This is a genomic window from Streptomyces rectiviolaceus, from assembly GCF_039533825.1.
In the GTDB taxonomy this organism is placed as follows: Bacteria; Actinomycetota; Actinomycetes; order Streptomycetales; family Streptomycetaceae; genus Streptomyces; species Streptomyces rectiviolaceus.
Map to the genome: position 1 here is coordinate 58,504 of NZ_BAAAUG010000013.1, position 25,126 is coordinate 83,629.

24 protein-coding genes and 2 pseudogenes are annotated in these 25,126 nt (G+C 69.5%); 15 read left to right on the plus strand and 11 right to left on the minus strand.

The genetic code is table 11. The annotated features are described in order from the left end of the window. Positions 1–17: 17 nt before the first annotated feature. Entirely contained in the window at positions 18–1,589 is a 1,572-nt protein-coding gene (locus ABD378_RS03020) for a multicopper oxidase family protein (RefSeq protein ID WP_344518723.1), read from the minus strand. Next, positions 1,582–2,007 (minus strand): hypothetical protein, encoded by a 426-nt coding sequence (locus ABD378_RS03025; RefSeq protein ID WP_344518724.1) that lies wholly within the window; start codon positions 2,005–2,007, stop codon positions 1,582–1,584. Before ABD378_RS03025 ends, ABD378_RS03020 begins: the two co-directional genes overlap by 8 nt. Before the next feature lie 98 nt (positions 2,008–2,105). Here ABD378_RS03025 and ABD378_RS03030 point away from each other — a divergent pair, with 98 nt between their 5' ends. Next, positions 2,106–3,002, plus strand: coding sequence for a LysR family transcriptional regulator (locus ABD378_RS03030; RefSeq protein ID WP_344518725.1), 897 nt, complete (start codon positions 2,106–2,108; stop codon positions 3,000–3,002). A gap of 62 nt (positions 3,003–3,064) precedes the next feature. Here the strand turns inward: ABD378_RS03030 and ABD378_RS03035 are convergent. Then, positions 3,065–3,480, minus strand: a pseudogene (locus ABD378_RS03035) (MarR family winged helix-turn-helix transcriptional regulator). Between ABD378_RS03035 and ABD378_RS03040 the strand changes: the two are divergent. From ABD378_RS03040 to ABD378_RS03060, 5 genes are all read left to right on the plus strand, one after another. After that, positions 3,445–4,377: an NADH:flavin oxidoreductase/NADH oxidase gene (locus ABD378_RS03040; RefSeq protein ID WP_344518798.1), complete on the plus strand. Its 933-nt coding sequence runs from the start codon at positions 3,445–3,447 to the stop codon at positions 4,375–4,377. The pseudogene ABD378_RS03035 and the gene ABD378_RS03040 overlap by 36 nt on opposite strands. 2 nt (positions 4,378–4,379) lie before the next feature. Next, positions 4,380–4,913, plus strand: a complete 534-nt coding sequence (locus tag ABD378_RS03045) for a hypothetical protein (RefSeq protein WP_344518726.1) — start codon at positions 4,380–4,382, stop codon at positions 4,911–4,913. Positions 4,914–4,968: 55 nt separating this feature from the next. Further along, a complete protein-coding gene (locus ABD378_RS03050) occupies positions 4,969–5,991 on the plus strand; it encodes an alcohol dehydrogenase catalytic domain-containing protein (RefSeq protein WP_344518727.1) in 1,023 nt (340 codons plus the stop codon). A 137-nt stretch (positions 5,992–6,128) separates the two neighbouring features. Next, positions 6,129–6,749 (plus strand): TetR family transcriptional regulator, encoded by a 621-nt coding sequence (locus ABD378_RS03055; RefSeq protein ID WP_344518729.1) that lies wholly within the window; start codon positions 6,129–6,131, stop codon positions 6,747–6,749. 359 nt (positions 6,750–7,108) lie between these two features. Then, complete coding sequence (locus ABD378_RS03060; protein WP_344518730.1) at positions 7,109–8,095, plus strand: aldo/keto reductase; 987 nt, start codon at positions 7,109–7,111, stop codon at positions 8,093–8,095. A 147-nt stretch (positions 8,096–8,242) separates the two neighbouring features. Here the strand turns inward: ABD378_RS03060 and ABD378_RS03065 are convergent, their stop codons facing one another. Beyond that, entirely contained in the window at positions 8,243–9,172 is a 930-nt protein-coding gene (locus ABD378_RS03065) for a helix-turn-helix domain-containing protein (protein ID WP_344518731.1), read from the minus strand. Positions 9,173–9,260: 88 nt separating this feature from the next. On the opposite strand from ABD378_RS03065, the gene ABD378_RS03070 reads away from it, so the two are divergent. The 3 genes from ABD378_RS03070 to ABD378_RS03080 all read left to right on the plus strand — a co-directional run bounded on the left by ABD378_RS03070 (position 9,261) and on the right by ABD378_RS03080 (position 11,393). Continuing rightward, positions 9,261–9,656, plus strand: coding sequence for an MmcQ/YjbR family DNA-binding protein (locus ABD378_RS03070; RefSeq protein ID WP_344518732.1), 396 nt, complete (start codon positions 9,261–9,263; stop codon positions 9,654–9,656). Continuing rightward, positions 9,653–10,021 carry an MmcQ/YjbR family DNA-binding protein gene (locus ABD378_RS03075; protein ID WP_344518734.1) on the plus strand — a complete coding sequence of 123 codons (369 nt, stop codon included), beginning with the start codon at positions 9,653–9,655 and terminating at the stop codon, positions 10,019–10,021. Before ABD378_RS03070 ends, ABD378_RS03075 begins: the two co-directional genes overlap by 4 nt. 67 nt (positions 10,022–10,088) lie before the next feature. Further along, positions 10,089–11,393, plus strand: a complete 1,305-nt coding sequence (locus ABD378_RS03080; RefSeq protein ID WP_344518735.1) for a replication-associated recombination protein A — start codon at positions 10,089–10,091, stop codon at positions 11,391–11,393. A gap of 620 nt (positions 11,394–12,013) precedes the next feature. Here the strand turns inward: ABD378_RS03080 and ABD378_RS03085 are convergent. Continuing rightward, positions 12,014–12,676: a restriction endonuclease gene (locus tag ABD378_RS03085; RefSeq protein WP_344518736.1), complete on the minus strand. Its 663-nt coding sequence runs from the start codon at positions 12,674–12,676 to the stop codon at positions 12,014–12,016. Between the two features lie 243 nt (positions 12,677–12,919). Then, positions 12,920–13,020: pseudogene (locus ABD378_RS44110) on the minus strand (IS982 family transposase); the annotation flags it as partial. 149 nt (positions 13,021–13,169) lie between these two features. On the opposite strand from ABD378_RS44110, the gene ABD378_RS03090 reads away from it, so the two are divergent. Next, positions 13,170–13,901 (plus strand): alpha/beta fold hydrolase, encoded by a 732-nt coding sequence (locus ABD378_RS03090; RefSeq protein WP_344518738.1) that lies wholly within the window; start codon positions 13,170–13,172, stop codon positions 13,899–13,901. Between the two features lie 377 nt (positions 13,902–14,278). Here ABD378_RS03090 and ABD378_RS03095 read toward each other — a convergent pair whose 3' ends face one another. The 4 genes from ABD378_RS03095 to ABD378_RS03110 form a co-directional block, all read right to left on the minus strand. Continuing rightward, positions 14,279–16,969 carry an NACHT domain-containing protein gene (locus ABD378_RS03095; RefSeq protein ID WP_344518739.1) on the minus strand — a complete coding sequence of 897 codons (2,691 nt, stop codon included), beginning with the start codon at positions 16,967–16,969 and terminating at the stop codon, positions 14,279–14,281. Positions 16,970–17,429: 460 nt separating this feature from the next. Further along, positions 17,430–18,086, minus strand: a complete 657-nt coding sequence (locus ABD378_RS03100) for a DUF7691 family protein (protein ID WP_344518740.1) — start codon at positions 18,084–18,086, stop codon at positions 17,430–17,432. Positions 18,087–18,766: 680 nt separating this feature from the next. After that, a complete protein-coding gene (locus ABD378_RS03105) occupies positions 18,767–19,807 on the minus strand; it encodes a hypothetical protein (RefSeq protein ID WP_344518742.1) in 1,041 nt (346 codons plus the stop codon). A gap of 183 nt (positions 19,808–19,990) precedes the next feature. Next, positions 19,991–20,734: a TetR/AcrR family transcriptional regulator gene (locus ABD378_RS03110; protein WP_344518743.1), complete on the minus strand. Its 744-nt coding sequence runs from the start codon at positions 20,732–20,734 to the stop codon at positions 19,991–19,993. An 87-nt stretch (positions 20,735–20,821) separates the two neighbouring features. Between ABD378_RS03110 and ABD378_RS03115 the strand changes: the two genes are divergently transcribed. From ABD378_RS03115 to ABD378_RS03135, 5 genes are all read left to right on the plus strand, one after another. Beyond that, positions 20,822–21,781 carry an ATP-binding cassette domain-containing protein gene (locus tag ABD378_RS03115; protein WP_344518744.1) on the plus strand — a complete coding sequence of 320 codons (960 nt, stop codon included), beginning with the start codon at positions 20,822–20,824 and terminating at the stop codon, positions 21,779–21,781. Beyond that, entirely contained in the window at positions 21,781–22,602 is an 822-nt protein-coding gene (locus ABD378_RS03120; RefSeq protein WP_344518745.1) for an ABC transporter permease, read from the plus strand. Before ABD378_RS03115 ends, ABD378_RS03120 begins: the two co-directional genes overlap by 1 nt. A gap of 151 nt (positions 22,603–22,753) precedes the next feature. Beyond that, positions 22,754–23,386, plus strand: coding sequence for an FMN-dependent NADH-azoreductase (locus ABD378_RS03125; protein WP_344518747.1), 633 nt, complete (start codon positions 22,754–22,756; stop codon positions 23,384–23,386). 287 nt (positions 23,387–23,673) lie between these two features. Beyond that, positions 23,674–23,928, plus strand: a complete 255-nt coding sequence (locus tag ABD378_RS03130) for a recombinase family protein (protein ID WP_344518748.1) — start codon at positions 23,674–23,676, stop codon at positions 23,926–23,928. Between the two features lie 26 nt (positions 23,929–23,954). Next, positions 23,955–24,254, plus strand: coding sequence for a serine integrase family protein (locus ABD378_RS03135; RefSeq protein ID WP_344518749.1), 300 nt, complete (start codon positions 23,955–23,957; stop codon positions 24,252–24,254). A 100-nt stretch (positions 24,255–24,354) separates the two neighbouring features. On the opposite strand, the gene ABD378_RS03140 is transcribed toward ABD378_RS03135, so the two are convergent. Next, positions 24,355–25,071: a TetR/AcrR family transcriptional regulator gene (locus ABD378_RS03140; RefSeq protein WP_160502304.1), complete on the minus strand. Its 717-nt coding sequence runs from the start codon at positions 25,069–25,071 to the stop codon at positions 24,355–24,357. Between the last annotated feature and the right edge of the window lie 55 nt (positions 25,072–25,126).

Consider the following 25,126-nt stretch of genomic DNA (forward strand, 5'->3'; position numbering starts at 1 on the left):
CCTGTTATCCGCTGATGTCAGGTGATTTCGAGGTTCGCCATCATTCCCATGTCCTCGTGCTCGGCGTTGTGGCAGTGGAAGAGGTAGCGGCCCCGGTAGCCGTCGAAGCGTGTGATGATCTCGGCCGACTCGCCGGGCCGCAGCGAAACGGTGTCCTTCAGCCCCGCGTCCTGCGGCAGCGGCGGGCCACCGCCGCGGGAGAGCACGCGGAAACCCACCAGGTGCAAGTGGATCGGGTGGTGGACGTCGGCGACGAACCGCCACACCTCGACCGCACCGAGCCGGGTGGACACGTCCGTACGCCCGGGATCGAAGGCCCGCCCGCCGATCAGCCAGCCGCGGCCGTGCTGCATGTGCCCGGCCCGGAAGGCGAACTCGCGGACCGCGGTCGCCTGCGAGCGACGCCAGACCGGCAGGTCGGTGGCGAGCCGCCTGGGTATGCGGCTGGCGTCCTTCGCCTGCCGCGCGATACGGAAGGCCAGCACCTCGCGGGTGCGCCCGCTGCCCAGCCGGTTGCGCAACCGCACCCGGGTGCCGGGCTTCAGGCCGCCGAAGTCGACCACCACGTCGTAGCGTTCCGCCGGTGCGATCGGCAGCCGGGTGTGGGTGACGGGGCCGGCCAGCAGGCCCTGGTCGGAGCCGACTTGCACCAGGTCGAGGCGGCGGCCGTCGTCGGTGACGACTTCGAGGTCGTAGTGGCGGGCGTTCGAGCCGTTGAGCAGCCGCAGCCGGTAGCGGGCGGCGTCCGCCTCGTGCACCGGCCAGGGAGCGCCGTTGACCAGGATGACGTCCCCGAGCACCCCGGCCGCGTACGGGCCGCGCACCCCCGGGCGATCGCGCAGCGCCGGATCGAGGGCGGGGTAGCGCAGCGCGCCGTCCGCGTCGAAGGACCGGTCGCAGAGCAGCAGCGGCAGCTCGCGCTCGCCGCCGGGGAGGTCCAGGGCGTCCTCGACGTCGTCGCGGACGATGTGCAGGCCGGCGAGGCCGCGCCAGATCGCCGGGGCGGTGAAGTCCATCCGGTGGTCGTGGTACCAGAGCATGGTGGCGCGCTGGTCGTTGGGGAAGACGTACTCCCGGGTGACCCGGCTGGTCACGGCGCGCGGATCGGCCATCGCGTGCCCGGCGCCGTGGTGCTCGCGCGGCCAGTCGGCCGGCAGGTTCAGGTCGGTCGGGTAGCCGTCCGAGTCCGCCGGCGTGCGGCCGCCGTGCAGGTGCACCGCAGTCGGCACCGGCAGCTCGTTGCGGTGCACCACGCGGACCGTACGGCCACGGCGGGACTCGATCGTCGGTCCTGGGAAGGTCCCGTTGTACGTCCACAGCCTGGTCCGCGTCCCGGGCAGGATCTCCGCGCTCGCCTCGCGCTGGGTGATCTCGTACCGGCCGGCGGCCGGGCTCAGCACCGGCGGGACCGGCAGCGGCACGGTGTACGGCTCCGGCCCCGGCCCCGCGCTGCGCAGCACTCCGCCGGTATGCGCGGGGCGGTGGGCGAGCGCGCCGGAGAGTCCAAGACCGCCCCCGGACAGCAGCCCCAGCGCCCCGCCGACTGCGAGCACCTGACGCCGCGAGGGCCGCGTGCGGGGCTCAGCCATCGGACCGCACCCGGCCGGGCAGCGGCCGCGTCCACACCACGGCGAAGAGCACCACCAGCGCCGCGATGACCGCCACCCCGAGCGGCAGGTGCAGCCACAGCGCGCCATCCATGCCCGCCATGTACTGCACCGACTCCGCCACCACCAGCAGCAGCGACGCCGACGCCGGCCACCACCAGCGCGTCCGTACGGAGAGGACGACGCCCGCGACGGCTTGCGCCAGGCCCAGCGCGAAGACCACATCGGCGCCCCTGGCATGCAGTTCGAGGCCGTCGATGTCCCCGGTCAGAAAGACTCCGGCGAACACCGGCTGGCCGAAGGCCACCACGGTGTGCAGCGCCACCGAGGCCCGGAACAGCCCGCCCGCGACGCCAGTACGCGTATCGCGCGCCGCAGTTGATTCGTGAGTGCTGGTCATGCCTCCACGGTCATGCTCGGTGAGGCATCACGTCAAAGATCAATATTGCTAACTCGCTATAGTCCCAGGGTTATGTGCCCTGCGGGGAGGGAGCGGACATGGACCTGCACGCACTCCGGCAATTCCTGGTGATCGCACGCCTGGAGCACCTCAGCCGGGCCGCGGAACAACTCCGCGTGGCCCAGCCGTCGTTGAGCCGCACCATCGCCCGCCTCGAGGCGGAGCTCGGCGCCCCGCTCTTCGACCGCGGCGGGCGGCTGCGGCTCAACGAGTCCGGCAGGCTCTTCCGCGACCACGTCGAACGGGCCCTCGGCGAGCTGGAGGAGGGCCGGCGCGCGGTGGCCGCGGCCACCCGCGAGGGGATCGGCGGCGTGCGGCTGGCCTCCGAGACGTTCCTGACGGTCACCGGCCCGCTGGGGGCATACAAGCAGGCCCACCCGGACATCGACATCCAGCTCCACCAGATGGCGGCAGCGGAGATGCACCGCGCGCTGCACGCCCGCGAGGTCGATCTGTGCGTGGCCTCCCAGCCGATCCCGGGCGACGGCCTGGAGAGCGTCCACCTGCACGATGAGCCGGTGTGGCTCGCCGCCCCGCCCGGCCATCCCCTCGCCGCCCGCGCCTCGGTCGCGGTCGAGGAGCTGCGCGACGAGCCGTTCGTCATCTCCCGCCCCGGCCACTGGCAACGCCGCCTGCTCGACCACCTCTTCGCCGCCGCCAACCTCACCCCGCGCATCGTCTGCGAAGGGGAGGAACCGGCCGCCACGGCCGCCCTGGTCGGCGCCGGAGTGGGCCTCACCCTCATCCCCGCCGTGGCCCGTACGTCCGACACGGGCACACCGGTCGCCTGGATCGCCGTCGACGCCCCGTCCTGCCGCCGCACGCTCACGCTGTACAGCAGGTCGGGAAGCCGTCTGTCCACGGCGGCGCGACTGATGCGCACCACCCTCACGACGTGGCCGTGGAGCACCACGGCCGAGCGTCAGCCGGGGTGAAGTCGGCCGTGCGGAAGCCGCCTTCGACAGGTTGGCCCTGACCCCGATGCCGCCGCGAACGGTCAGGGGTGTGGCGCCTCGTCGGTTCCGCCTCCCGCGTTCCCGTCCAGCTTCGCGGCGACGTGTTCCAGGGCAGCGAGATCCTCGGACGTGAGCCGATCGACGAAATGGCGCCGCACCGACGCGACGTGGGTGGGGGCGGCGCCCTTGAGCGTGTCCAGGCCGTGTCGGTGAGGATCAGGAGGCAACCTCTGCCGTCCGCCGGGTCGGGCGCACGCCGGACGAGACCGCGCACTTCCATGCGAGTGGCGTGCCGGGACAGCCGACTGCGCGACCAGTCCATCTTGGCGGCCTGTTCACGCAGGGTGCTGGTGTGTTCGGGCCGCTCCGACAGTGTGCTGAGCACCTCGTAGTCGGGTTCGGAGAGCCCAACCGTGGTCAGATCCCGCGCCGTACCCGCCTGGACGGCGGTCACCATGCCGCCCCGGACACAGGGGCGCCGACCGACTTCCACCTCACCCACCTGGCCTCGCGCGCTGCCGGCGGCGCCGGTCTGGTCATGGCCGAGGCCACCGGCGTCCGTCCCGACGGGCGCATCAGCCCGTGGGACCTAGGTCTGTGGAACGACCGCCAGCAGGAGGCGTTCACCCGCATCCCCGAGGCCATCAAGGCCCACGGCGCCGCCCCGGCCATCCAGCTCACCCACGCCAGGCGTAAGGCGTCGGTGGACAAGCCCTGGCTGTCCGACCGCTACCTGGCCGAGGACGAGAACGGCTGGCAGCCCGTCGCCCCCAGCCCGGTCGCCTACGACGGACTCGCCGTCCCGCACGAGCTGACCGTCGACGAGATCCACCAGCTCGTACGCGACTTCGCCGACTCCGCTCGGCGCGCGCTGGCCGCCGGGTTCCAGGTGGTCGAGGTGCATGGCGCCCACGGCTACCTGATCAACTCCTTCCTCTCCCCTGCGTCCAACCAGCGCACCGACGCCTATGGCGGCAGCTTCGAGAACCGCATCCGCTTCGCCCTGGAGGTCGTCGACGCCGTCCGCGCCGTTTGGCCCGAGGACCTGCCGGTCTTCTTCCGCACCTCGGCCACCGACTGGCTGACCGAAAACCCCGAGGACACCCGCGAGGGCTGGACCGGGGAGGACACCGTCCGCCTCGCCAAGGAACTGACAGCCCGCGGCGTCGACCTGCTCGACGTATCCAGCGGCGGCATGGTCCGCGACGCGAAGATCGTCGCCGGGCCGAACTATCAGGTTCCCTTCGCAGACCAGGCCCGCAACCAGGCCGGAATCCCCACCGCCGCCGTCGGCATCATCACCGAGCCGCAGCAGGCCGATCGGGCGCACACCGCGATGTCGACGTGCTGCTGAGCATGGCCAGCGACGACATGGGCTGGTGGGTGGCGAACGACCTCGACCGGTTCGACCCGCACACCCTTGACGCCGTCACCGACGAGGTCGCGACGTGGCGCATTTCCCGCTCGCGCGCCCAGAAGGTCGTCGATGCCTACGGCCAGGGCGGCCGTACGCCGGTCGAGGTCCGCGCCGCACTCATGGCGGACTACCTCTTCGCGCTCCCCGCGGCCCGCGGTGCCCTGGCGCACGCCGCCGCGGGCGGCAACGCCCGTCTCCTGATGATCGGGCCCGCCGAGGGTGCGCCCGCGTACCACGGCACCGAGATGTACGGCCTGGTCGGCCAGGAACAACCGGGTCGCAGCGCGGAGCAGGCCGAGCGTGACACGCGTATCCGCGACATCGTGCTCGACTTCGCCACCGGCGAGCAGTCCCGTCCGCGGCCTGCGGTCACGGACCGGCCCACCTCGGAAAGCGTCGGCAACCCGCCCTTCGAGGTCACTGCCCATTACGAGGCGGCCCTCGACCTGTGGGAGGGCATCGACCGCCCCTGACAGACGGCGGGCGATACGGAACAGCGCAGGAGACAGACAGAGTAAGGAACTCGGCATGAGCCAACCGACAGCAGCTGGCGACTCCGCACCAGCAACCATGCGGGCCGTCGTCGTCACCCACCCCGGCGGCCTCGACGCACTGGAGATCAAGGACGTTCCGGTGCCCGCCCGCAAGCCCGGCTGGGTACGGATCAAGGTCAAGGCGTTCGGCGTCAACGAGTCCGAGGTCACCACCCGCAAGGGCGAGTCGGACGCGGAGGTCACCTACCCGCGTATCCCCGGCATCGAGGGCGTTGGCGTGGTCGATGAGGCCGACGAGGACAGCGGGCTGCAGCCGGGCCAGCAGGTCGCGACCATGATGGGCAACATGGGCCGCTCCTACGACGGCGCCTACGCCCAGTACGTGACCGTCCCTGCCGGGCAGGTCATCCCGTTCGAGACCGGTCTGCCGTGGGACGTTGTCGGCGCCCTGCCGGAGGTGTTCCAGACCGCCTACGGATCGCTGACCCGTGGCCTGGACCTCAAGGTGGGGCCGACGCTGCTGATCCGCGGCGGCACCTCCACCGTCGGGCTGAGCGCGGCGACGATGGCCAAGGAGATCGGCGCCACCGTCATCTCCACCACCCGCAACGCCGACCGCGGCGACGACCTGCGGGCGATGGGCGTCGACCACCCGGTCGTGGACGACGGGCGGATCGCCGACAAGGTCCGCGACCTGGTACCGCAGGGTGTCGACGCGGCGCTGGAACTGGTGGGCTGCACCGCCCTGCCGGACACCTTCGGATGCGTACGGGTGCACGGCACCGTCTGCTTCACCGGCGCTCTGGCCGGCGGCTGGTCCATTCCCGACTTCACCCCGTTCATGATCCCCAGCGGGGTGCAGCTGACCAGCTACGCGGGCGAGGCAGCCGACCTGCCGCCCCAGGTGTTCCAGCAACAGCTCCAGGCGATCACCGACGGCCGGCTCAAGACCCCGGTCGCCAAGACCTACCCCGGTCTTGAGCAGGTACGTGACGCCCAGGCTGACGTCGAGTCCGGTACGACGCCCGGCAAGCACGTGGTGCTCCTCGACGACTGAAGAAGCACCGACCATCCCGCACCGGCCTGACCGCGCCGGGTTCGTGGCCGTTCCGCGTTTCCAGGTCGCCCGCCCCCGAGGGAAGATCTGACTGCAGGGCCGGCAAACCGAACGGTTTGGCCGTCTATCGTGTACCTATGCCTCGCTCCGCCGTCTCCCGTAAGACCTCGAACTCCTCGACCGCCGATACCAGGCAGCGGATCCTCGCCGCAGCGAAGGACGAGTTCGCCCGGTACGGCATCGCCGGCGCCCGAGTGGACCGCCTCGCCAAGCAGGCGCGGACCAGCAAGGAACGGGTATACGCCTACTTCAGCAGCAAAGAGGCCCTCTACCACCACATCGCCGGGCACGAAACGGCCGCGCTCATCGAGGCCACCCGCATGGACCCGGCGGACCTGCCCGGCTACGCCGGCATCCTCTTCGACCACTTCACGGCCCACCCGGACCACTATCGGCTCATCGCCTGGGGCCGCCTCGAACTCACCGACGGCGAAGCCGACAGCGACACAGCTGACCCCATGCTGACCACCATCACCGGCAAGGTCGAACAGCTCCGCGCCGCGCAGCGCGCCGGCCTGATCGACCCCGCCTGGGATCCGGTCGACGTGCTCGCCCTGATCAATCAGATCGCCACCACCTGGGCAGGTCAGCCGGAGATCGGCGCCGCCGCGGCCAAGCTGGCCGCGGACACCTCCGTCGGCGCACGTCGCGCAGCCCTGGTCGCCGCCGTCGAGCACCTATTCCCCCGCCCACGCTGAGCCTCAGACCGAACTCCGAAAAACCCGGCTCGCACGCACCTCAGTGGGCTCCAGCAGGCCCGCGAGCCAGGCCCCACCACCGAGGGGTGAGTGTGGCGCAGGCGGCCGCTCCCAGGAAGACGATGAGCGGCAGCGGTGCCGCCCCCGGCTTCTTCATGCTTACTCGATGATCAGCCCCGGCGATCCCTCGCAGGGAGAACTCGGCCTTGGCTGCGCTCACGATGCGGTTACAGACCGATTCTGCGCCGGTTGAGGAGCCACGCCTCCAAACCGTCCGACCAAACCGTTTGGTTTGTCGCTGAAGGGAGACTGGCGTACGATTCAAACAGAACCGTTTGGTTTGATGTGAGGAGATGCGCATGCAGCACAGGACACTCGGCACCCAGGGCCTGACCGCCTCGGCGATCGGCTACGGATCGATGGGCCTGACCATGGCCTACGGCCCCGGCGACGAGGAGGCGGGTATCGCCGCCATCCGCCGCGCCCACGACCTGGGCGTCACCTTCTTCGACACCGCCGAGCTCTACGGCTTCGGCACCGGCTCCAACGAGATCCTGGTCGGCAAGGCGGTCAAGGACTTCCGCGACGAGGTGGTTCTGGCCACCAAGTTCGGTTTCGATCTGTCCGACCTGTCCCAGGGATTCGGTGCCCTCAACAGCCGCCCCGACAACATCCGCAAGGTCGCCGACAACAGCCTGCGCTACCTGGGCGTCGACCAGATCGACGTCTTCTATCAGCACCGTGTCGACCCGGACGTGCCGATCGAAGAGGTCGCGGGGACGGTGAAGGAGCTGATTGACGCGGGCAAGGTTAAGTACTTCGGCCTGAGCGAGGCGGGCCCGGAGACGATCCGCAAGGCGCACGCCGTCCAGCCGGTCTCGGTCCTGCAGACCGAATACTCGCTCTTCGAGCGCGAGGTCGAGCAGCTCTTCCCGCTCCTGAAGGAGCTTGGCGTCGGCTTTGTTCCCTATTCGCCCCTCGGCCGCGGCTTCATCACCGGTACCGCGAAGCCCGCGGGACAGTACGACGTCACCGACATGCGCAACTCCGACCCGCGCTGGCAGCCCGGCAACTTCGAGAAGAACGTGGACGCCGTGGACCGGCTCGGCCAGCTGGCCACCGCCAAGGGCATCACCGTCTCCCAGCTCGCCCTGGCCTGGCTGCTCGCCCAGGGCGACCAGATCGTCCCGATCCCGGGCACCCGCAGCGCCGCCCGCATGGAAGAGAACGCCCGCGCCGCCGACATCGCCCTCACCGAGGCCGATCTCGCCGCGATCCGCGAGATCCTCCCGAACGGCGGATTCGGCGCCCGCTACGCCGAAGAGCATGCCCCCAACTGGGTCTGACCCTCAGCGACCTGGAGCGGATCAAGGAGCTCTTCCCCAAGGGTTCAGCGAGCAAGCCGTTGCCCGGAGCTCAGCCGGACGCCTTCACCGCCGGCTGAGCTCCGAACCGCCCTGCTCTCCGTCAGATCACGCACTGACACGGCACAGCTACGCGCGTGTTGCATCCCGGGCCGCGAAGGCGGCCGGGGTGAGACCGGTGCGGTCGCGGAAGAAGCGGCCGAAGTTCGCGGGATCCGTGAAACCGAGGTGGCCGGCCACGGAACGGGCGTCCCACTGCGCACCGCCCAGCAAGCGCCGGGCTTCGAGGAGGCGCCGCTCGTCGATGAGCTCGCGCACTCCCTTGCCGGTGACTTCCCGGGCAGCGCGGCTGAGGGTGCGGACCGAGCAGCCGAGCAACTCCGCGTAGTCCGCGGCCCGGTGTAGTTCGCGGAAGCGCAGCTCCAGGGCGTCCGTGAACCGTCCGTAGGTGTCACCACGGACGGTGCCGGCACTCGTGTCGGCGAGGGTGATCCGGGGGGCGCCTGCAAGGCGCAGCAGCAGTGATTCGAGCAGGCTGCGCCGCAGGGCGTGGTGGACGTCGAGGGGTCGGCGCCCCAGTGCGCGATGTTCGTCCAGGAGTTGGAGTGCCGTCTGGTGGAGCCAAGCGGCGTCGTCGGGCTGCGGGCTCAGCACAGCAGGGGCGTCGTGCGCAGTGAGCGGGGCCAGCAGGCGGGCTAGGTCAGGCCGCAGTACATCCGGTTCGAACAGGACGAAGGTGCCGCGGGCGGCGCCGGGCGGATGCCAGCACTGCGTGTGTCCGGGACGCACCCACAGCCACTGGCCTGGGACGACAGTCCGCGTGAGATGGTCGACGTCGTGCCGCAACTCGCCCTCGGTCACGGCGATGAGGTAGTGGAAGGTGGCCCGGCCCGGACGAGGCGGCTTCCACGGCCAGTCATCGTGCTCGGCGAAGAAGTCCTCGACGGTACTCACCTCTAGGCCGTACGGGGTGCCGACCGGGGGCTGGAAACCATACAGCGGGACCTCGGCCGGTCCGGCCGGTCCGCTCGGGCTGGGGTGTCGCTTGTCGACCATCACGTGTCCGCAGCCTACGGCCCCATTTGTCGGCTTCTCGGGAAGGATGGGGTGTGCCGCCGCAACCACCTCGTGAGGAAGGCAACGCCCCGTGAACGGAACGGCCCTGCACAAGACCGCCGCCGACTGCGCCGAGGAGCTCCCCGGAGCCGAGCTGGGGCATCCATTCGGGGACGACTGGGAGGTCTTCAAGGTGCGCGGCAAGGTGTTCATGCTGATGACCGCGGTCCCGGGGCGTCCTGTCGTGATCCTCAAGTCGGACCCAGGCGAGGCCCATGCCCTGCGGGAGCAGTACAGCCGTATCACCCCCGGCTACCACATGAACAAGAAGCACTGGATCACGCTGGAGGCCGGGGAAGGTGTCGACAAGGAGTTGGTCAAGGAACTCGTCACCGACTCCTACCGGCTCGTCGTCGCCCACCTGCCCAAGGCCAAGCAGCCCGTCGGCCCCCACACCTTCGGCAGCAGCACACGGGCAACCTCGTGAGCGCGGCCGGCGACCAGCTCCAGGACACCGCCCGCCAGACGGCGTCGGCCCTGTCCCGCGTCAGCCACGGACACCCCTTCACCCCCCAGCTCGACGTGTACAAGGTCGCAGGCAGGGTGTTCCTCATCGTCACCGACGACCCGGACGAGCAGATCATCACGGTCAAGTGCGACCCCGAACACGCCCGCGCCCACGTGCAGGCCCACGCCTCGATCACACCGGGCCGCTACCTCGACAAACGACACTGGATCACGCTCGGGCCGGGACCCGGCATCACCAAGCGGCTGATCACCGACGTGGTCGAGGAGTCCTACGACCTGGTCGTCGAGGGGTTGCCACGACGCGATCGCCCCGGCCCCCGATGAGCACCCTCAGCGCGCCCACCAGCGGCTGAGCCGACGCCCCGTGCCTTCGCCACCGACCGAGAGACTCATGGAACCGACCCTGCCGCTCTTCGGCGAGGAGCCCGCCCGGCCACTCGCCGACCGCCTGCGCCCCACCCAACTGGAAGACGTCGTCGGACAGGACCACCTTCTGGCCCCGGACGCCCCGCTGGGCCGCATGGTCGCCCAGCAGCGCCTCGGCTCCGCCATCCTCTGGGGGCCGCCCGGCGTGGGCAAGACGACTATCGCCCGCCTCCTCGCGGACGGCAGCAACCTGGCCTTCGAACCGGTGTCGGCCACCTTCTCCGGAGTGGCCGACCTGCGCAAGGTCTTCGCCGCCGCCCGCAGCCGGCGCACCATCGGCCAGAGCACCCTGCTGTTCGTCGACGAGATCCACCGCTTCAACCGCGCCCAGCAGGACAGCTTCCTGCCCTACGTCGAGGACGGCACGATCACCCTGATCGGCGCCACCACCGAGAACCCGAGCTTCGAACTCAACGGCGCCCTCCTCTCCCGGACCCAGGTCCTCGTCCTCAAACGCCTCGACGAAGCCGCACTGTCCACGCTCCTCGACCGCGCCGAGGACCTCACCGGCCACCGACTGCCCGTGGACGACGACGCCCGCCACGCCCTGATCGCCATGGCCGACGGCGACGGCCGCTACCTCCTCAACATGGCCGAACAGCTCCACGCCCTCCCGGACCCCGACACTCCCCTGGACACCGCCGCGCTCGCCCACCACATCCAGCAGCGCGCCCCGCTGTACGACAAGGCGCAAGAGGGCCACTACAACCTGATCTCCGCGCTCCACAAATCGATGCGCGGCTCCGACCCGGACGCGGCCCTGTACTGGCTCGCCCGCATGCTCGACGGCGGCGAGGACCCCCTGTTCGTGGCCCGCCGCCTGGTCCGCTTCGCAAGCGAGGACATCGGCATCGCCGACCCGCACGCCATCCAGCAGACGCTTGCCGCCTGGGACGTGTACGAGCGACTCGGCTCCCCCGAGGGCGAGTTGGCGATCGCCCAGGCCGTGGTCTACCTCGCCACCGCCCCCAAGTCCATCGCCGTCTACCGCGGCTTCAACGCCGCACACCGCGCCGCCCGCCGCACCGGCTCACTCATGCCACCCGCCCACATCCTCAATGCCCCGACCAGGCTGATGAAGGACCTCGGCTACGGCAAGGACTACCAGTACGACCCGGACACCACCGAGGGCTTCTCCGGCGCCGACTACTTTCCCGACGCCATGGACCGCGAGACCTACTACCGGCCCACCCGCAACGGCTACGAAGCTCAGATCGGCGAACGCATGCGCCAATGGGCCGCCCTGCGTGCCCGCCGGCGACGCGACTGACGCCACAGATGCTGTGCTCAGGCGCTACCTACCCTGCACCGGTTCACAACGTGCCCGCCATCGACGTGCTGCCCGTCGTCGCGATCGGAGCTGGCTGGCCACAGGACGTCGAGCCGCTCGCCCCGTAAGCGGTGCAGACCGACGGTGCGGCCGCGTGGGAGTCCGCGCACTTGCTGGTTGCTGTGCCGCTCCCGCGCCCCCAAGAGCGGAGTCGACGTTCCGCGCCCCTTCTGCTGATCGCTCGATCGAGACCAGAGGGCCACGATCAACACGGCGCGACCGGTTGCTTCCTCGTGCTGTCCAACGTGCAGCGTCAGCCCCACTCCTGCTGGCCGCCGCAGCCGTCCAGCAGCAGCCCGCACCGGAACGTGTGGTGCTCGTGCCGGTGGCGAAAGGCGTCCAGATCGATCGCCTCCAAAGGCAGCATGAGTGGCTCCTCCGAGTCCGTGCTGCCCAGCACTGCGGTCTGGCTCTGCCGCCTGTCACGATGCAAGAAGACCCCTCCGATTTGCTCCAAATCAGTCTGCCACCAGCGGAGTTCAGCAGCCAGATCGTGTCGGAGAGTCAGTCCATATTGCGAAACCCGCACCGTGGAAGTCCACGCCGGAGGCAGTTCCCCGTCAGGCACGTGGGCGTCGCGTGGTGCCGCCGCCGCTTCCGTTCAGCGGGATCAGGGTCTCCAGGTGAGCGCCCTTGACCCAGGAGCCCAGCAGGTCACGGTGCAGGGCCACGATGTCCTGGCGCACCGCCTGCCCGAGGGCGGCCTTCGTGAACGAGCGGCAGGTGGTGACCAACAGGGCGACCTCCGCGCCGTGCTCCAGGCGGGCGGTGCCGACGAACTTCTGCATGTCCTGCGAGGACACGCTGCGCTCCGCCGCGTACTTCTTGCACTGGACAACGAGTTTGCGGCCGTCGGAGAGATAGCCGACGACATCGGCGCCCAGGTCGCCGCTCTTGCCGCTGACGACGACCTTCGTACAACCGTCACGTCGGCACAGATCGGCGACGTAGTGCTCAAACTCCTGCCAGGACAGCGCGTCGACCTCCGTCATCGACAGCTCCCGCGCCCTTGCCTCCTCCTGTGCCCGCCACTGCCGGTCCCGCCCGACCTCGAGCCGGTGCGCGCGCCACAAGCCCCACCCGGCCCCGCCCAGCATTGCGATGGCGAGCACCGCCACCAGGACGGGCCACACCCTCGCCCAGTTCCCAGCCACCCACACCGCAGCGATCAGCGCCGCGGCCGCTCCCCAGCCCTGTAACTGCCCGCGCGTACGCTCCCTCATCCGCCGGCGCCGTCGTGCTGCCATCACTCCCCGCTCCCCCGCCCGTGATCCGCGGTGTGAAAGGCATGCTCGGCCCCAGCAAGAGGGCCTGGCCCCCGCACCGGGGGCTGCCACGCTCACCGGTCCTCGAACCGGATCGGGTACGAAACCGTCGGCCGCGGCGCTGGCTTCGGGTCCTCCCGCCCCTCGAAGTGCACCGGGTACGTGTCCGTCGACGTCGCCCGCGGCCCCGAGCCCCCGCTATCCCACGGCTGGCCGCCACGGCGCCAAGTCCGGGTGTCCTGCAGCAGATCGTCTGTTGCCGCATAGAGTGCTGTCGCGAGGGTGTCCAGGTTGTTCGTCACACAACGATCTTGGACGTCCTCGTTGTCGTCTCCGCGTGACCAAGCGCCACACAGTTGGCCTTTTGAGCAGCTTCTGGCATCTCCCTTGATCGCGAGGAAGATCCCGCCGGTAGAGTCGGCTTGAGGACGGTGTCACCTTGGGGGGACTGATGACAGCAGCGGATGCAGTGCCCATAGTCTTCGTTCACGGGACGCGCTTCAGCGCGGGACAGTGGAGCATGCAGCTTGCCGCACTCCGGGACGAGTTCCCGGTAGTCGCCGTCGACCTGCCCGGCCATGGGGAGCGCTCGGCTCAGCCCTGGAGCCTGAGCGCTGCGACGGAGATCATCGCTTCCGCGGTGGACTCGCTTGACCGCGGGCCGGCTCTGGTCGTTGGGCACTCGCTCGGCGGATATGCCTCGCTGGAGTTCGCGCGGCGCTGTCCGGAACAACTGCGCGGGCTGATCCTCGCGGGAGCCAGTGCCTCCACCCGCGGCCTCCGGGCAGCGCCATATCGGTGGGTCGCCAGGCTGGTCCCTCGTATGCCGGCGGATCGCCTGGCCCGGTGGAACGACCGGTTGCTGCGGCGGCTCTACCCACGGGAAGTGGTGGAGGCGACCATCCGTTCCGGCTACGCCTTCCATACCCTGCCAGCAGCCTGGGACGAAGTACTCGGACGCTTCGACGCGGGTGCGATGCGTCGCGTGAAGGCCCCGGTCCTCATCCTGAACGGCGAGAAGGACGCCATCTTCCGCGCCGAGGAGGCAGACTTTGCCCGCGCGCATCCGCACGCTCGCGTCGAATTGATCCCGCGGGCACGACACCTCGCGAACTTCGACGACCCAGATGCCTTCACTGATGCCGTCCGCCGCTTCGCCCGCCAGCTCCCTGCCGTCAGCTGAGCGCGCCACAGACGGGATTACCTGGCGCCCTGAACACCTCGACAGCGACCACGCACTCAGCTGTGATGCTCAGTCACAAGACACCCCTTGGAATTGATCATCTAGGTGCTCGGCTATTGCGGCCAGCCCACGATCTCGGCTCACTATCACCGTGACAGATCGCCAGTTGGTGACGAGGGACCCGACAGATTTCGGGGCTGCATGAACCACGGCGACGGGGGTACTCACGCGCCGCGGGCGGGGAAGCGTGTGCCACCTGGGGAGGTCGTCCTCTGCTTCCCCGCCCCCGAACCGGGAGCGAAGCCGCCGGCCACGTCCGTCCAGCCCGTGCCGTGCTCAGGGCGCGATCAGCAGTCGCCCGGCGGGAACGTCGGGGCTCATCCGTTCGGTCGCTGCCTGCTCGCACAGCTTCCAGAGGCCGCTCCGGTTCGGCAATGGGCCTGACACGGCAGGTTCGGGTGCGCGGCGAGATGGTGCTGCAGGTCCTGGTGGCGGAATTGGTAGACGGCCCCGACCTGGCGCAGCACGAAGCGCCGTTCGTGGGCATCGGTGAGGAAGGCTGCGAGATCGTAGGGGAGTCGGTGTTTCAGGGTGAGGTAGGCCCGTGCGAGGGTGTGGGGCCACCAGGCGGTGCGGCTGAGTGCGGTCGCCAGTCCGACGGTGACTCCGGCGGCCCCGAGGGCAAGGGCATACGCGAGCGCCCGTACGGCGAGCGGGAGATGTTCCATCGGGTGGCCCGTACGAGGTTGCCCGCCCGGGGCGAGGGCCAGGTCACCCGACCCCAGGGCTGACACGGTGTAGATTCCGGCGAATCCGAGACCGGCCGCGACGGCTGTGATCGGGACCAGCTTGCGGAACGTGCTGTGGTCCTGAGCGAGTGACGTTGCCGGGTCTTGCGATGTGCCCTCGTCAGCGGGACGGACGTGCAGGCTTGCGGCAAGCCCGACACCGAGGCCGTACAGGGCGGTGTAGTAGATGTAGTTGCCGGGGTGGTCGGCGAGGGAGAAGCGCGCACTGTTCAGCAGTGCGGGCATGGCGTCCATGAGGAGCAGGACGAGTCCGACGGCCGGGCCTGCGAGCAGGCCAAGAGCCAGGGCGCGTCCGTCGAAGGACCATCTCAGTGTGCTGGCCGGTGCGGGATTTTCGCTGATGCGGCGGGTGACTGAGCCGAGCAGCCCTCCGGCCAGGGCGTACATGAGGGCGTTGACGCCGGCTGTTGCCAGAGCTGTGGTGGTGCCCAACCAGGCAAACGGGAACCATAGCGACAGGCCTGCTGCCAGGCCGGTCAGGCACGTTTTCCAGTGCCAGGACCAGGAGGGCCTTCGAGCTGCGGCATTGGTTGTGTCACGGCGGGCGGTGCTGGTGGCGATGAGGCTGCCGATCAGTCCGCTGGCGAATCCGAGGGCGATTCCACCGATGGGAACGTAGTCGGAGGGAAAGCGTGGTTCTGCCGAGGCGGGGTCGACCAGCCAGAAGGCGGCGCCGTCGGCCAAGGTGCTGGTGAGCCCTGCGGCTACGCCCGCAGCGATTCCGGAGGCGAGCCCCGCGGACAGTCCGCCGACGATTGCGGGTTCCGCGCCCAGCACCCACCACAGGTTCGCCTCGGGCGTGAGGCTGGAGGCGACGAAGGCGGCGAGGAATGCGGCGGCCCAGGCGCTCAGTCCGATCATGATGCCTGTGATCAGGGGGCATAGGCGGCGTGGCAGGGCGGACTGCAGCTGCCACCAGGCGAGGTCGGTGGAGCCGCTGAGTGTGCGCTGGAGATGGGAGGCCAAGAAGCGCAGGGTGTGTGCGGCTTGCTGCGGGCTCCACCTGCAAGGGTGGAGCGGATGCGGCCGGTAGGCGGCGGGCACGTAGGCACCCAGCAGATGGCGTTCTGCCGCGCGGCGGTCCGGCAGGAGGATGCGGTCGCACAGTTGCGCAGGATCGGGCAGTTCAGCCGGGTGTTCTCCGCGGCGTGGGTTGTACACGTCGGCGGCAAGCGTCAGCATCAGCGGATTGGTGAGCAGGTCTTGGAGCATGGTCGGCGAGGGGGCAGCGAGGTCGGCGGCGACTGAATGCCAGCGCACCGCCGCGCCGTCGCCAGGGGCACCGGCGTGACGCAGGAGGTAGTCGGCGGCTGCCGAGACGTTCAGTGGTCGCAGTTCGACGGCTGCCGCGGCGGCCAGCCTGGCGGGTAGAGCTGTACCAGGAGCCGCAGTTTCCCGGTAGGCGTCGGCCCTGCTGGACAGCACCACGGCTTGCCCGAGCGCGAGTGTCTCGTTGATCAGGTCGAGTGCCAGGGCCCGTGCTGTGGCGGGCAGTTCGTCAAAGCCGTCCAGTAGCGGCAGGACAAGGCCTGCCTTCACCAGGGCGACGGCGGATTCCGACGCACCGTCGTGCGCATCCAGGGGCCGGCCAAGAAGCGGGTAGTCACGGGTGAGCCGCTGGGCCATCCAGCGGTCGAGCGGCTGCGCAGTGGGGTCCCAGGAGGCCAGCGGAAACAGCACCGGTACAGGGCCGCCGACCGCGCGCTTGTGCATCATGCCGAGCAGTAAGCGGATCAGCAGCACCGTCTTGCCCGAACCTGGCGATCCCAGGACGACCAGCCTGCGGGTGGGCACGCGCCGCGCGAAGACCTCAGCGATCTCCCCGTCCTGGCCGGCCAATTCCGCCGGGCCGCTCGCCCAGCCGCCCACGTCCGAAAGCGGTCCACCGGGCCAGCCGAGTGCGATCTGACACAGCAGCTCCCAGGGTTCGGACAGGGCGGGGTCGGCGGCGTCCCATGAGACCGGCAGTGGGTAGGGGTTGTTGACTCCGCGGAGCCTGATCTCGGCGTTCCACTGCTCGCCCGCTACTGCAGCGAGCAGGCCCAGCTCTGCGGGACCTCGGGTCTGTCCGTGCGAGGCGTTGCGGAACGTCGCCCATGCCAGGTACATCCCGGCAAGCGAGGGCAGGAACGCGGTAACGGTGCTTGCGACGGGCAGGTCGAACCGGCAGGCGAGCCACACCGCGCCGGCTGTCCCGACCAGCGCAAGACTGAAGTAGACGCAGCCGTCGCGCCGGCAACGTATGTCCGTGGTCATCATGGGCAGTTGTGGCGTCCTCGGGGAGGGGGATATCCCCCCTCCCTACTGACTGTAGGCAGCCCGGCGTGGCGGAATGCATGGCATTCACCCTGCCGGGGTCTGCGGGCCGGCGGGCCATCTGGTCAACTGCCTCTCCCGCCGTTCGACGCAATCCTCTGGCCTGGGCACTTAACCATCGGTGAGAACGGGTGCCGGTCACCAGACTTCGCTGAGAATCGCACAACGTTCGCTGCAAGAGGTCAACGAGCCCGCAGCCGCCCATCCCCTGACGTCCCCGGCGCATTTCCGTCACCCCCGGAGCCGCATTTCGTCGGTTCCCCACGTCCAGGTCGGGGTCGGAGAAGGTGACGCAGTACGGCCCTTCTGCGGGTTCGTGACCGAGTCGATCCGCCCGCGGGTGCCCGGTATGTGCGCCGCGTGCGCTCTGGTGCGCTCTGGTGCGCTCTGCCGCAGTGGTCGGTCAGCCGGTGATGGAGAAGAAGATCGTGTCCTGCGTGTACCAGTCGCGGTCCTGGCTGCACTCCTGCCAGTTCTCGTGCTCCAGGTCGAGCCTGTCGATGAGTAGTTTCAGGTCGTAGGTGAAACTCTCCTCGACGCGCTCCAGGACGGCCCGGTAGGCGTCGGCGGCGGGCCCAGTTTTCTCCAGCGGCCAGGAGCCGAAGTTCTCCATGGCGTGCTCGGGCAGCGGGAGAGAGAAGGGGAAGTCCTGCGGCAGCCCGCCCATGACGTACTGACCGGGCAGCAGATCGGCGCTCACCCCCACGCGGCGCAGCTCACCATCCAGGGCGTCGAAGAACGTCTCCGGCCTGGAGTACACCGCCAGGTCCAGTGAGTCCGAGGAGTTGGAGTCGATGAGGACCTGCATCGCGGCCGCGTACCCATTGCCCGCGGCAACGGCTGTGGACGAGGCATGTCCGGCCAGCAGGTGGTCCAGCGCCTCGGGGACGGTCAGACCCCAACCCAGTGCCTGCCGTTCCACCTCGGCCTGCGCGGCGCGTGCCCGCTCAGATATGAACGGGACGATGCGCTGCTGCTCCTCGGTGAGGTGCCTCGCGGCTCCCAGGAACCCGATGATGTGGGACTTGTCCGCCGTGCTGAAGGAGATGATGCGACTCATGCCACGACGCTAACTCCCAACACTGACAACGCCCCCGGGCCTAGCCGAATCAGGATCCGCCTCGGGGATCACGCCTCCTTCAGATCCACGAACCCGGCGCCGATACGGCAAAGGTGACCAACCATCAATGCCTTGAGTTCACCTGCCCCCACTGGTGCAGCATGCACAGCTGCCCCGAGGACCACACGGGTGCGTACGGAAACGATGTGACCCAGGTGCTGCACATGGGCCCCATGGCGGGCCCACGCTGAACCACCACAGCTTCAACCGTGACGCCGGGTTTCGACATGAACCTGTACGCGTACACGCTGCCCACCGGCGCTCCTGGCCGCCCGTTCGTCCGGGTCGCAGATGGCGACGACACCTCATTCGACTACTTCGATACGTCCAGCATGGAGGCGCTGCAAACATTCCGGGACGCCCTCATCGGCACTCTGGCCGGGCTCACGGAGTCATGCAGGAGATCCAGGCATGGGGCCGGGCAGCGAAGGCTGCGGCACTGGTCTGGGAGGACGCAGCGCAGCGCAGCAGGCCGTGCCAGGGAAAAGCGGGGAAAGCGGAGCGTTGCGCCCGGTGTGATCCTGCCGGCGGGCCTCGCCCGCTGAGCTGCGGTGGGTGGAGCTGCTTCACGCCGTGTCGCCCTACTGGCGGACGGGCGAGTGCCGGGCTCGCTCCCGACGTCATGCCCCTGTCGGCCGCCGCGTTCCGCGCTGGCCGTCGTGGACTGCGGCGAGCACGTCCTCTCCGCTCGGCTGCTGGTCCGGGCTCAGATACCGAATCCCCTCGCCTTGCGGAGGATGCCCCGAGTCCCAGCCGATCGGGTGGCGGCGGCTCGTCGACGTACGCCACCCGTAGCGCTCGTCCCACACCAGCGCCGGCGCCGGAGCATCTGCGGACAGCACCACGGCCGCGGCCACCACATCGTCGGCCACGTGCACCATGGCGACGTCCTGCTCCTGCGCCAGGCTGGCGGCCACGAGCTTGTCGGCCACGGCCTGGACGTAGGGCCGGGCCTCGCGGCCGCGCAGCTCGGTTCGGGCGTGGGCGATCACGGCACGGTGTACCGCGGTCGGATAGCCGAGCCGACGCGCTGCCTGCTCCAGTGTCAGGTCCGGCTCGGCGGCGACCTCGTCGGCGATGCGCTGCCCGCGCAGGCGGGGAAGCACCCGAGCCGCGGCCGAGTAGGCGATGCCCAGCTGCTCCTGCACCGTGGCGAGCGTCAGTCCAGGATCGTCGTCCAGGAGCTCACCGACCCGGGACTCGAGTTCGTCGCGGGGCACCATGTCGCCGCTGCCCTTAGGACGGTGTGCCGGCGCCCGGTCCTGATCGAGCACCGGGTCACGATAGGCGCGCAGGATGCCGCGCGGGCAGTGCTCCACGCCCTTCACCTTCACCAGGTGCGGCGCGATCCGCGGATCCTTCTTGTACGAGTCCCAGGTCTTCGGTGTCACGTCGAGAGCGGCCGCGGCCTCGGTGCGCTCCAGCAGGTCCTCGTCATCGTCCGTGTGCGGCAGTGCCGGCACCTGCTTGCCGGCGAGGAAGGCCGCGGTCTGCTCGCCGTCCCACAGCTTCGACTTCGCCTCCGGCGCGCTGATCGTGTCCGGGAACCCGTCCTGCTCGTACGGCTTCTGATTGCGGAAACTTCCGATCTTCAGGCCCATGGCCGCGGCCAGGTCCGCACTGTGCTGCACGAAGGAACGGCGTCCCGCGCGAATCATCATTCACTCCCCGTCAGGTCGGCGCTGGCAGCGAAGCCCGGCCCCGGCCGCACACGCGCGCTGCGCAACTGGCTCGGTATGAGGACTTCGACGCGGCCGACACCCACGCGCCATCGAGAGATGGCTACGGGACTTACATCACATGCCGCAAGGCGCGTGTCCGGCTGTCCGGTCTTCCCGCCCCTCTCAGTGCGCCGACGTCGGAGACTCGGCCGTTGATGGGAGGGCATCGGCGATGCAGTCGAGGACGCGCTGAAGCCCGTGCCGGAACTGGGCTTCGCGGCTCAGATGCGGCTGGCGCGCCTCCATCACGATCTTGGTGAAGATCGGGTACTCCCCGCTCTTCACCAGCCGGTCGATGTACGGGTAGTTCCGCGCCATCCATTCCGACTCGCTGAGTCCGCTGCGTTGGACTTCCCTGGCCGTGCTGATTTCCTCGCGGACGGTGCCCTCGGCGTAGCTGTTCAGCAGGGCCACGAGGTCGAGGTTCTCGTCGATGGGGACGAAGGCGTCGAGCACCCCCATCAGCCGTTCGACCAGGAGCAGTTGGTTGGGGCCGAAGCTGGGGAGGGAGCGCTGCACGGTGGCGATCCACGGGTGCCTCATCCACATGGTCCGCAGTCCGTCGGCGTAGCGGGTCAGGTCGGCGCGCCAGTCGCCCGAGGGCATGTCCGTGACGTCGATCTCGCCCATCACCTGGTCGGCCATGAGCTCGACCAGGTTCTCGCGGCTCGGGACGTACCGGTAGAGCGACATCACGCCGGCGCCGATCTCGGCGGCGATCCGCCGCATGGTGGCGGCCTCCAGCCCTTCGGCGTCGGCGATCCGGACGGCGGCCTCGGTGATCTTCGCTCGGCTGTAGACCGGCGTGGGCCCGTAGGTCGCGCGCTCGGGCCGCATCCAGATGTTCACGTACTCGGCGTCAGTCACCGTTCCACCTCCTTGGTTGCGTACATAGTACCCAGTCGCTTAGCGTGTCGGTCGAGACCGCGTACAAGGTACCCAGTGGAGGGTTTTATGCCTGATCCGATCGTGGTCGCCGAAGGGCTGCACAAGTCTTTCGGCGGCACCCACGCCTTGCGGGGTCTGGACCTGAGCGTTCCGAGAGGAACGGTCTGTGGCGTGCTGGGGCCGAATGGCGCGGGGAAGACGACCGCGGTGCGCATCCTGGCGACCTTGTCCGATCCTGATGCCGGGCATGCCCGTATCGCCGGATACGACGTTGTGCGCGAGGCCGGCATGGCGCGCGCCAGGATCGGGCTCGCGGGCCAGCATGCTGCCGTTGACGAGAAGCTCACCGGCCGCGGCAACCTGCGCATGTTCGCGCGCCTGTCCCATCTGTCCCGGCGCGAGGCGCGCCGACGGGCCGACGAGCTGCTGGAGCGCTTCGCTCTGATGGACGCTGCCGATCGGCCGGTCGCGGGCTACTCCGGCGGCATGCGCCGCCGCCTCGACCTGATCACCAGCCTCATCCTGCGCCCCGAGGTGCTCTTTCTGGACGAGCCGACCACCGGCCTGGATCCGCGCAGCCGTGGCGAGATCTGGGACAGCATCCGCGAGCTGGTGGCGGACGGCACCACGGTGCTGCTCACCACGCAGTACCTGGACGAGGCCGACCAACTGGCCGACGACATCGCGGTCGTCGACCACGGACGGGTGATCGCCACGGGCTCTCCCGACGAGCTGAAGACCACGATCGGCGATCGCCTGGATGTCGAACTCGAAGACCCTGCCACCCTCGATCCGGCGGCGGCCGCGCTGAAAGCACTGGCCGGGGCCGATCCCCTCGTGACGGGCGCCGACCGGCTCAGCGTCGCGCTGCCGGGCCGCAGCTTCCGGTTCACCGAGATTGTGCGCGAGCTCGAACGAGCCGGTGTCGCCGCGGCCGACGTGCAGCTGCGCCGCCCCACCCTCGACGAAGTGTTCCTGCGCCTCACCGACCAGACCGACCAAACCGATGAAAAGGAGCTGGTCTGATGAGCGACCTCGCCCCGCCGCTGGGCAACCGCCTGCGGTGGACGTTCACCGACGGGCTGACCCTGGTCGGCCGCGAGCTGGGCCGACTGCGGCAGGCTCCGGGCGAAATCGTCGCGGCGCTGATCTTCCCGGCCGTCATGGTCGTGCTGTTCGGGTACGTCTTCGGCAGCGCGATCCAGGTGCCGGGCGGCGGCGACTACCGCGAGTACCTCATGCCCGGCCTGTTCGCCATGGTGACCTTCTCCGCGTGGCTGGGGGTCATGACGCGGATGGCCGCCGACGCCTCCCGCGGTGTGATGGACCGGTTCCGCTCCATGCCGATGGCGCGCTTGGCGGTACCGTTCGGGCAGACCGGCGCTGACCTGCTGACCGGCCTGATGATGCTGGCCGTGATGGTGAGCACGGGCCTGCTCGTGGGCTGGCAGCCGCACCGCGGCCTGCTCCCCACCCTCCAGGCGTTCCTGCTGATGATCGTGCTGCGGTACGCGCTGAGCTGGGTGGGCGTCTATGTGGGCCTTGCTGTGAAGAACGACCAGGTCGCCGACGCGATGGTCCCGCTGGGCCTGCCGTTCACGATGCTGTCGAACGCCTTCGTCCCGACCGACGGCATGCCGGGCTGGCTGCGCTTTTTGGCCGACTGGAACCCGGTGAGCGCGCTTACCGCCGCCGCACGGGAGCTGTTTGGCAATCCGGGTGCCCCTGCCGGAAACGTGGCCTGGCCACTCGAACATCCGGTGACCACCGTCCTGCTCTGGTCGGCTGCGCTCCTGGTGATCTTCGTTCCGTTGTCACTGCGCGCCTACACGCGCAGAGGGCGCTGAATGCTGCGGTCATCTGCCTGAATGCCCCGCGCCGCGCCAGCGCGGTGCGCAACGCCACCGGCACCCCCAATCGATGAGAGACCGCGCACCTCACACCGCGTCGAGGGACGCGAACCACTGGATCGCGCGACTACCCACACTTGGAGACGTTATGAGCTTGTTCCGACTCGACGCCAGCATCCTTCCCGGTACATCCGCCAGCGCCGAACTCGCCGACCTCGTGGAATCGGAGTGGACCGCAGTCCACCCGGACGTGCCGGTGGTACGCCGCCACCTGGGCACCGATCCGCTGCCCGCCGATGCCTGGGCGCACGCCCACACCGGCAATCTGACGCCCGAGCTCGACCGCACTCCCGCCCAGCGCGACGCGCTCACCCTGGCGGGGTCGCTCACCGCGGAACTCAAGGCCGCCGAGGCGGTGGTGCTGGCCGTGCCGCTGTACAACTTCGGTGTCTCCCAGCACTTCAAGACCTGGGTGGACCTGATCATCGCCGGGTCGCCCCTGGGCAGTCCGGTACTCAAGGACAAGCCAACCTTCCTGGCGACCGTGCGAGGCGGCGGCTACGCCCCCGGCACTCCGCGCGAAGGCTGGGACCACTCCACCCCCTACCTCAAGCGCATCCTCGCCGACGTGTGGCAGGCCGACCTCGTTGTCATCGAACGCGAGCTCACCCTCGCCGCGGCCTCCCCCGGCATGGAACATCTGCGGGACCTCGCCGCCGAGCTGCATACCAAAGCCCTGGCCGCGGCCCGCGACGCCGGCCGTGAAACCACAGCCAAGTGACGCCGCCCGCATCGGTGCACTTTGCATCCGCCGGGCCAATGACGGTTGATGGGCAGTGCGGTCAGCAACACCCTCATGGAACAAACCGGGGTTGTGAGTGACGGCTTCAAGCGCGTGGAAGCGCATGCCTGCCCGTTGTCGACCTGTGCCGCCCCCGCGGGCTCGCCCTGCCGCACCGGCAAAGGCAAGGGTGACCCGCCAGTACCACACCGCCCGCTTCCGCCTCGTGCCCCAACTCGCCAAGGCCCTCATCGTGCCGACCCCCGCCGTGCGCAAGTCGGGTCGGTGTGGGCCGAGCTGCCGAGGCCGGGGGGTCGCGGGTCTTCTCGGAGAAGATCTCCACCCGTGCCACGAAATGGCCCGAGCTGGAGGCCGTCGTGAAGCTCGCCGGGGAGATCCGCTCCTCCGGCGCCGCCGTGACCCTCGTCGTCCATGAGCACAAGCGGCTCGGTCGCGGCATCGAACTCGCCATGCTCGCCGAGGAACTGAAGGCGAGCGCTGTCGGGCTGGAGTTCCTCACCGGAGAGCTGCCGGAGAGCTGAAGGGCTCGCATGACCCGTCCGGCATCGTGTTCACCGTACTCGCGGCCATGTCCGGGATGGAGCGCGAGTACATCCGCGACCGCACCCTCAAAGGCCACGAGTCCGCCCGCAGGCGCGGCAAGACCATCGGCGGCGCGGGCGTCACCGACGAGTCCATGCTGTCCATGGCCCTTCATCTACGCGACCAGGAGATGAGCTTGCGCGACATCGCCAAGCAGCTCGTCATCACCACCGGCACGAAGAAAGGCCAGCACCCCTCGCCCGCCACCGTCATGCGGATGCTGCGCGAACACGACGAGCAGGTCGCTACGGCGGCGAGCGCGTGATCACCCCGCTACTTTGCGGCTGGTGTCTGAGCTAGGACACCGGGGCCGTCACTGTGCGGTGCTCAGCAAGGAAGCCAGACGGCTGTGATCCAAGCCGCGGTCAACGTGCGCGTTGGTCGATGAATGTGGCCAAACCGTCCAGGATCCGCTGCAGGCCGAAATCCCATGCCTGATCTTGCCCGTCGGACTGGGCGGCTGAAGCGAAGGCCGCAGTGAGCGCGGGGAATCGCTCGCCGTGAGACTGCATCAGATCGCCGAGGATGGCGCCCAGTTGGGCTTCGGGGTTGCCTGCGGGGCCTGCCGCACGGGCCTGCTGGCTGATGCCGCGTACGTGACCGACCAGCAGGACAGCCGCGTCCATCCGCTCGGCACCGCTCAAACCGGTGCCGTCCAGGGCGGACACGGCACGCTCCAGCCAGGACAGCTCTCCAGGCCCCATGATCCGCGGCCCGACGGTGGCGTCCAGTGCCCAGGAGTGCTGACGAAAGACAGTGAGCAACTGGCGGGCCCATTCCTCCAGCTGCTCACGCCAGCCACCGCGCGGAGCCTTCGCCGCCGGGTAGGGGCCGATCGCGGTGTCCACCATCAGAGCGACCAGCTCGGCTTTGCCAGGCACGTACCGGTACAGCGCCATCTTGGTCACGCCCAGTTGCGCGGCGACCCGCTGCATGGACACATCGGCCAACCCCTCCGAGTCGGCGATCTCGATCCCGGCCCGCGCGATGCGGTCCAGGTCGAGTGTCGGCCTGGGGCCTCGCGCGGGCTTGGGGTGCGGCCCCCACAGCAGCCGCACCACCTCGGCGTGCTTGCCACCCATGGCCGCCCTCCTGCCCTGCCTTGCCGAATCAACTGTGTCTAGAGTACACAGTAAT

Coding starts and splice junctions, on each gene's coding strand:
- ABD378_RS03020 (WP_344518723.1), bottom strand. CDS start 1,589: ATGGCTGAGCCCCGCACGCGGCCCTCGCGGCGTCAGGTGCTCGCAGTC.
- ABD378_RS03025 (WP_344518724.1), bottom strand. CDS start 2,007: ATGACCAGCACTCACGAATCAACTGCGGCGCGCGATACGCGTACTGGC.
- ABD378_RS03030 (WP_344518725.1), top strand. CDS start 2,106: ATGGACCTGCACGCACTCCGGCAATTCCTGGTGATCGCACGCCTGGAG.
- ABD378_RS03045 (WP_344518726.1), top strand. CDS start 4,380: ATGGCCAGCGACGACATGGGCTGGTGGGTGGCGAACGACCTCGACCGG.
- ABD378_RS03050 (WP_344518727.1), top strand. CDS start 4,969: ATGAGCCAACCGACAGCAGCTGGCGACTCCGCACCAGCAACCATGCGG.
- ABD378_RS03055 (WP_344518729.1), top strand. CDS start 6,129: ATGCCTCGCTCCGCCGTCTCCCGTAAGACCTCGAACTCCTCGACCGCC.
- ABD378_RS03060 (WP_344518730.1), top strand. CDS start 7,109: ATGCAGCACAGGACACTCGGCACCCAGGGCCTGACCGCCTCGGCGATC.
- ABD378_RS03080 (WP_344518735.1), top strand. CDS start 10,089: ATGGAACCGACCCTGCCGCTCTTCGGCGAGGAGCCCGCCCGGCCACTC.
- ABD378_RS03085 (WP_344518736.1), bottom strand. CDS start 12,676: ATGAGGGAGCGTACGCGCGGGCAGTTACAGGGCTGGGGAGCGGCCGCG.
- ABD378_RS03090 (WP_344518738.1), top strand. CDS start 13,170: ATGACAGCAGCGGATGCAGTGCCCATAGTCTTCGTTCACGGGACGCGC.
- ABD378_RS03095 (WP_344518739.1), bottom strand. CDS start 16,969: ATGATGACCACGGACATACGTTGCCGGCGCGACGGCTGCGTCTACTTC.
- ABD378_RS03100 (WP_344518740.1), bottom strand. CDS start 18,086: ATGAGTCGCATCATCTCCTTCAGCACGGCGGACAAGTCCCACATCATC.
- ABD378_RS03105 (WP_344518742.1), bottom strand. CDS start 19,807: ATGATGATTCGCGCGGGACGCCGTTCCTTCGTGCAGCACAGTGCGGAC.
- ABD378_RS03115 (WP_344518744.1), top strand. CDS start 20,822: ATGCCTGATCCGATCGTGGTCGCCGAAGGGCTGCACAAGTCTTTCGGC.
- ABD378_RS03120 (WP_344518745.1), top strand. CDS start 21,781: ATGAGCGACCTCGCCCCGCCGCTGGGCAACCGCCTGCGGTGGACGTTC.
- ABD378_RS03125 (WP_344518747.1), top strand. CDS start 22,754: ATGAGCTTGTTCCGACTCGACGCCAGCATCCTTCCCGGTACATCCGCC.
- ABD378_RS03140 (WP_160502304.1), bottom strand. CDS start 25,071: ATGGGTGGCAAGCACGCCGAGGTGGTGCGGCTGCTGTGGGGGCCGCAC.